We start from the raw sequence: 5,387 nt of genomic DNA on the forward strand, positions 1-5,387 counted from the left end.
GTGCCGACCAAGAGGTCGGCACAGCGCCACGTCTGTCGGGGGTTCAGTCCTTGCGGGCCTTGTCCTCGCCCTTCGCCTTCTTGTCGGCGCGCTTCTCCTTCAGGGACTTCGCTGGTTCCTTCTTCGAAGAGTTCTTCTGAGGTGACTTACTAGGCATCCGTACTCCTTTGGCCTGCCAGCTGTGCCGGCTGTGTTCCCTCGACCATACGCTGTTATCCGCGCCAGTGGTACGGGCCGGGTGCCCCTTCGCCTCCGGCCGGTGAGCGCGCGACGAGTGTTGTCGACTCTGGCAGTAAAAGGCCCGGTGCTTCTGTAGCTTTCCGCAATTCGGTGTGGCCCGCCCGCTCTGCCATTTGTAGCCCGGGGACGGGGTATTTCGCCTGTCCTGCGCTCGCTCGTACCGTGGGTGAACACGTACTTCAGCGATGAAAGACAAAGGAACTCCATGGTTGACACATCCATCCCCACCGGCACCGCCGTCGACGACAGCGTTCTCGTCGAGGACGGCAGCCTGGCCGCTGACGGCATCCGGATCGACCTCGATGTACTCAGCGAGAAACTCCTCGGCTCCTGGCCGGAGCAGCGCCGAGCGGCACGACGGCTCACGGCGCGGCCCGAATTCCACCGCATCGAGGGCCAGTCGATGGCCGAACACCGCGCCACCGTCTTCGACCAGCTGCGGCTCCTCGTGGACAACGGCCAGGTGCACCGGGCCTTCCCGAAACAGCTCGGAGGCATGGAGGATCACGGAGGCAACGTCGCCGGTTTCGAGGAACTCGTCACCGCCGACCCCTCGCTGCAGATCAAATCCGGTGTTCAGTGGGGCCTGTTCGGAGCAGCGGTGCTGCACCTCGGAACGAAAGAACACCACGAGAAGTTCCTGCCAGGCATCATGAACCTGGAGACGCCTGGGGCGTTCGCCATGACCGAGATCGGGCACGGATCGGATGTTGCGTCGATCGCCACGACGGCGATCTACGACGCTGAGACTGAAGAGTTCATTCTCCACACGCCGTTCCGCGCCGCGTGGAAGGGCTACCTCGGCAACGCTGCCGTGCACGGCAAGGCAGCCACGCTGTTCGCCCAGCTCATCACCAAAGGCGTGAACCACGGAGTGCACTGCTTCTTCGTGCCCATCCGCGACGATGAGGGCAACTTCCTTCCAGGCGTCGGCGGCGAGGATGATGGCATCAAGGGGGGCTTGAACGGCATCGACAACGGGCGACTGCACTTCACGAGCGTCCGCATCCCGCGAACCAACCTGCTCAACCGGTACGGGGATGTCGCTGCCGACGGCACCTACTCGTCGCCGATCGCCAGCCCGGGCAGACGCTTCTTCACCATGCTCGGCACCCTCGTCCAGGGACGTGTTTCGCTTGACGGAGCCGCCGTCGCGGCATCCGCTGTCGCCCTGCAGATCGCGATCACGTATGGCAGCCAGCGTCGCCAGTTCAACGCAGCGAGTGACGTTCAGGAAGAGGTGATCCTCGACTACCAGCGTCACCAGCGCCGCCTGCTGCCGAAGCTGGCCACGACGTACGCGCAGAACTTCGCCCACGACGAGCTGCTCGTCAAGTTCGACGGAGTGTTCAGCGGAAAGAGAGACACCGAGGAAGACCGGCAGGACCTCGAAACCCTCGCCGCGGCGCTCAAGTCACTCTCCACGTGGCACGTTCTCGAGACGCTGCAGGAGGCACGTGAAGCGTGCGGCGGCGCCGGCTTCATGGTCGAGAACCGCCTCACCAGCCTCCGTGCCGACCTCGACGTCTACGCCACCTTCGAAGGCGACAACAACGTGCTGCTCCAGCTGGTCGGCAAGCGACTGCTCGGCGACTACGGCAAGCGTTTCACCAACGCGGATGCCACGACGCTCGCCCGGTTCGCAGCCGAGCAGGCTCGCGGCAAAGTCGTGCACAACACGGGGCTGCTCTCCCTCGCCCAGACCGTCGCCGACTTCGGCTCAACGGCGCGCTCCGTCGGTCGACTGCAGGATGAGCAGGCGCAGCGCGAACTGCTGACCGACCGTGTCGAGACCATGATCGCCTCGATCGCCGGTCGCCTTCGCGCGGCGAGCAAGCTTTCGAAGGCCGAAGCGGCCGCGCTGTTCAACGAGAACCAGAACGAATTGATTGAAGCAGCGATCGCCCACGCCGAGCTGTTGCAATGGGAGGCGTTCACCGAAGCCCTCGCAACGATCACCGACCCGGACACGAAGAAGATCTTGACCTGGCTGCGTGACCTGTTCGGCTTCGGCCTGGTCGAGAAGCGCCTCGCCTGGTATCTCATCCACGGCCGGCTGTCCGGCCAGCGTGCACAGTCGGTCACCGCGTACATCGATCGTCTGCTCGCCCGGCTCCGCCCGCACGCCGTCGACCTGGTGGACGCCTTCGGCTACACCCAGGCCCACTTGAGGGCGCCGATCGCGTCGGGGATCGAAGCCGAACGGCAGGAGGAAGCCGCAGCGTACTTCGCCGAACTCCGGGCGTCAGGCAATGCCCCCGTCAATGAGAAAGCGGCGAAGTCGTCGTTCGATGCGCTGAACCACCCGAAGAAGAACACCAAGTAGCTCGGCGCGGAGGCGGCGGTTGTTCCCTCCGCGCGACCGCGGGTCGGCGGCATCCGGGGCGTTGACACACGGTGCGGACCGCTTCAGCCAGTGCGCCGGATGTTTGGTCCGGGAGCCTGCAGGGGTGCCGTCGAGGCCGAACAGCATGGTCAGCGTGAACATCCCGGGCAGGAGGAAGTTGATGTCGTCACCGCCACCGGGCACATCGATGGCGCCGCCGAAGAGGAACGCGAACATGAGCAGCAGCATGATGGAGAAGAGCCGGCCGAAGATGGGGAGCGCTGGCTGTCGCACCCAGTGCAGGAGTTCGCGCTGGGTGAGGATCCAGGCGTTGCGCGCCCGGACAGCACTGAGGAGGCCTGCTGTTCCGGAGGGGGACTCGACGGTTGCGGTGCCGAATCGCCACAATCCGCTGGTGCGGCGCTCGAACCGCCGAACCTCGCTGCTCGCCCGCGCGGGTCGAACCGCGTCGCGTGGCGAATCCAGCGCTCAACCGGCCGAGACCGCCGCCGCAACGGCGGCCGGGATCGGCGTCTCGCCCGAAATCAGATCCCAGGTGTGCCCAGCTGTCTCGGGAAAGGTGAGCACTGCCGCAATCACGGCGGCGACATCCGCCCGCGGAATGGAGTCCCGTTCGGTGTGTTCAGCAAGCGAGACCAGCCCGGTCGGCTCGTCGTCGGTCAGCGACCCGGGGCGGAGGATCGTCCAGGCAAGCCCGCTTCGCCGCAGCGCGGCATCCGCGTCCCGCTTCGCTTCGACGTAGGCGGTCCACACCTCGTCGGCTCCGGGCTCGGGGCCTTCGTCGACACCGATCGCGGAAACCTGGACGAATCGTGCCACCCCCGCCTCCTCGGCTGCGGCAGCCGACTTCACCGAGCCCTCGAGGTCGACGGAGCGCTTCCGTGCCGCCCCGGAACCCGGGCCGGCGCCCGCGGCGAACACGACGGCATCCGCCCCGGTCATCACCGGCACCAGGTCAGAAACGGATGCCGTCTCGACGTCACACACGAACGCCTCCGCGCCGAGCGCTTCGATGTTGCCCCGGTGCTCCGGGTTCCGGAACACACTGACCACCTCGTCGCCGTTCGACACGAGCAGGGGGGTGAGCAGGCGGCTGATTTTGCCGTGTCCACCGATCAGGACGATGCGGCTCATAGCATTACCTTTCGTTTCTGGGAGAAGTGGGGCGGTCAGGACGGTCGCTTCTCGGGCGACACCGTCTTGCGCGGATCGGTTTCGGGGATCGTCCCGAGCACGTCGTCGATGCGCGCGAGGGTGTCAGCAGAGAGCGCCACTCCGGCCGCCTTCACATTGTCGCGGACCTGTTCGGGGCGAGAGGCACCGATGATCGCGGATGCCACGTTGTCGTTGGCAAGCACCCACGCGATCGCGAGCTGCGCGAGGGTCAGTCCCTGCTCGTCGGCGATCGGCTGAAGGTTCTGCACGGCGGTGAGGACGTCGTCGCGGAGGAACCGCTGGACGGCATCCGCTCCGCCCTTCCGATCGGTGGCCCGGCTGCCCTCCGGCAGGGGCTTCCCCGGCAGGTACTTGCCGGTGAGGATGCCCTGGGCGACCGGCGACCAGACGATCTGTGAGATGCCGAGTTCGCGAGATGCCGGGACGACTTCTTCTTCGATCACTCGCCAGAGCATCGAGTATTGCGGCTGGTTCGAGATGAGCGAGATACCGAGGTCCTTCGCGAGCGCGCTGCCGCGGCGGAGCTGGTCGGCGTCCCACTCCGAGACACCGATGTAGAGCGCCTTGCCCTGACGAACCACGTCGGCGAACGCCTGCATGGTTTCCTCGAGCGGGGTCTCCGTGTCGAAGCGGTGCGCCTGGTACAGGTCGACGTAATCGGTGCCGAGCCGTGACAGCGAACCGTGAATCGACTCGAGGATGTGTTTACGGCTCAGGCCGGAATCGTTGGGGCCCTTCGGTCCTGTAGGCCAGTACACCTTGGTGAAAATCTCCAGCGATTCGCGCCGTTCCGAGCTGAGCGCTTCACCGAGCACGGTCTCCGCGGCGGTGTTCGCGTAGGCATCCGCCGTGTCGAAGGTCGTGATTCCGCTTTCGAGGGCGGCGGCGACACACGCGTGGGCGGCGTCGTTCTCCACCTGCGAGCCGTGGGTGAGCCAGTTGCCGTAGGTGATTTCGGTGATCTTGAGGCCGGAATTGCCGAGGTAGCGATAGTCCATGCCGCTACGCTATGCCCCAACCCGGCGTGGGAGCTAAAGGAGCCCGAGTGCTTGCACCTGCTCCCGTTCTGTGCCAAGTTCTCGCACCGAGGCGTCGATGCGCTCCCGGGAGAAAGGGTCGATGTCGAGCCCCTGCACGATCCGCCACTCCCCGTCGACACTCTCGGCGGGGAACGACGAGACCAGCCCGTCCGGCACACCATAGCTGCCGTCCGAGGGCAACGCGACGCTGGTCCACCGACCGCGGTTTCCGTTCGCCCAGTCGTACATGTGGTCGATCGTGGCGCTCGCCGCAGACCCGACCGAACTCGAGCCGCGAACCTCGATGATCTCCGCCCCGCGGTTCGCGACCCGCGGGATGAACTCGTCCCTGACCCATTCCTCGTCGACGAGCTCCCGCACCGGTCGCCCCGCCGCGGTGGCGTTGGACAGGTCGGGAAACTGGGTCGCCGAGTGGTTGCCCCAAATGGTGAGGCCGTCGATCTCGCCGACCGGCACGGCGAGTTTCGCGGCGAGGAGCCCGATCGCCCGGTTGTGGTCCAGTCTGGTGAGTGCCGTGAATCTCTCGCGCGGGATGTCCGGAGCATGTGCTGACGCGATCAGGGCGTTCGTGTTCGCCGGGTTGC

The 5,387-nt window shown here is 66.1% G+C and carries 5 protein-coding genes; 1 reads left to right on the plus strand and 4 read right to left on the minus strand.

What is annotated here, in order from left to right; translation table 11 throughout:
* Positions 1–445: 445 nt before the first annotated feature.
* Positions 446–2,566: an acyl-CoA dehydrogenase gene (locus ACLQ62_RS15215; protein WP_411722473.1), complete on the plus strand. Its 2,121-nt coding sequence runs from the start codon at positions 446–448 to the stop codon at positions 2,564–2,566.
* On the opposite strand, the gene ACLQ62_RS15220 is transcribed toward ACLQ62_RS15215, so the two are convergent.
* The 4 genes from ACLQ62_RS15220 to ACLQ62_RS15235 form a co-directional block, all read right to left on the minus strand.
* Positions 2,486–2,974, minus strand: coding sequence for a hypothetical protein (locus ACLQ62_RS15220; RefSeq protein ID WP_411722474.1), 489 nt, complete (start codon positions 2,972–2,974; stop codon positions 2,486–2,488). The genes ACLQ62_RS15215 and ACLQ62_RS15220 overlap by 81 nt on opposite strands.
* Before the next feature lie 81 nt (positions 2,975–3,055).
* Positions 3,056–3,721, minus strand: coding sequence for an NAD(P)H-binding protein (locus tag ACLQ62_RS15225; protein ID WP_411722475.1), 666 nt, complete (start codon positions 3,719–3,721; stop codon positions 3,056–3,058).
* Between the two features lie 35 nt (positions 3,722–3,756).
* Positions 3,757–4,761: an aldo/keto reductase family protein gene (locus tag ACLQ62_RS15230; RefSeq protein WP_411722476.1), complete on the minus strand. Its 1,005-nt coding sequence runs from the start codon at positions 4,759–4,761 to the stop codon at positions 3,757–3,759.
* A gap of 33 nt (positions 4,762–4,794) precedes the next feature.
* The coding region (locus ACLQ62_RS15235; protein ID WP_411722477.1) for a malate dehydrogenase at positions 4,795–5,387 on the minus strand (593 nt) is incomplete at its 5' end.

This window comes from Mycetocola sp. (genome assembly GCF_046716805.1).
GTDB lineage: Bacteria > Actinomycetota > Actinomycetes > Actinomycetales > Microbacteriaceae > Mycetocola_A.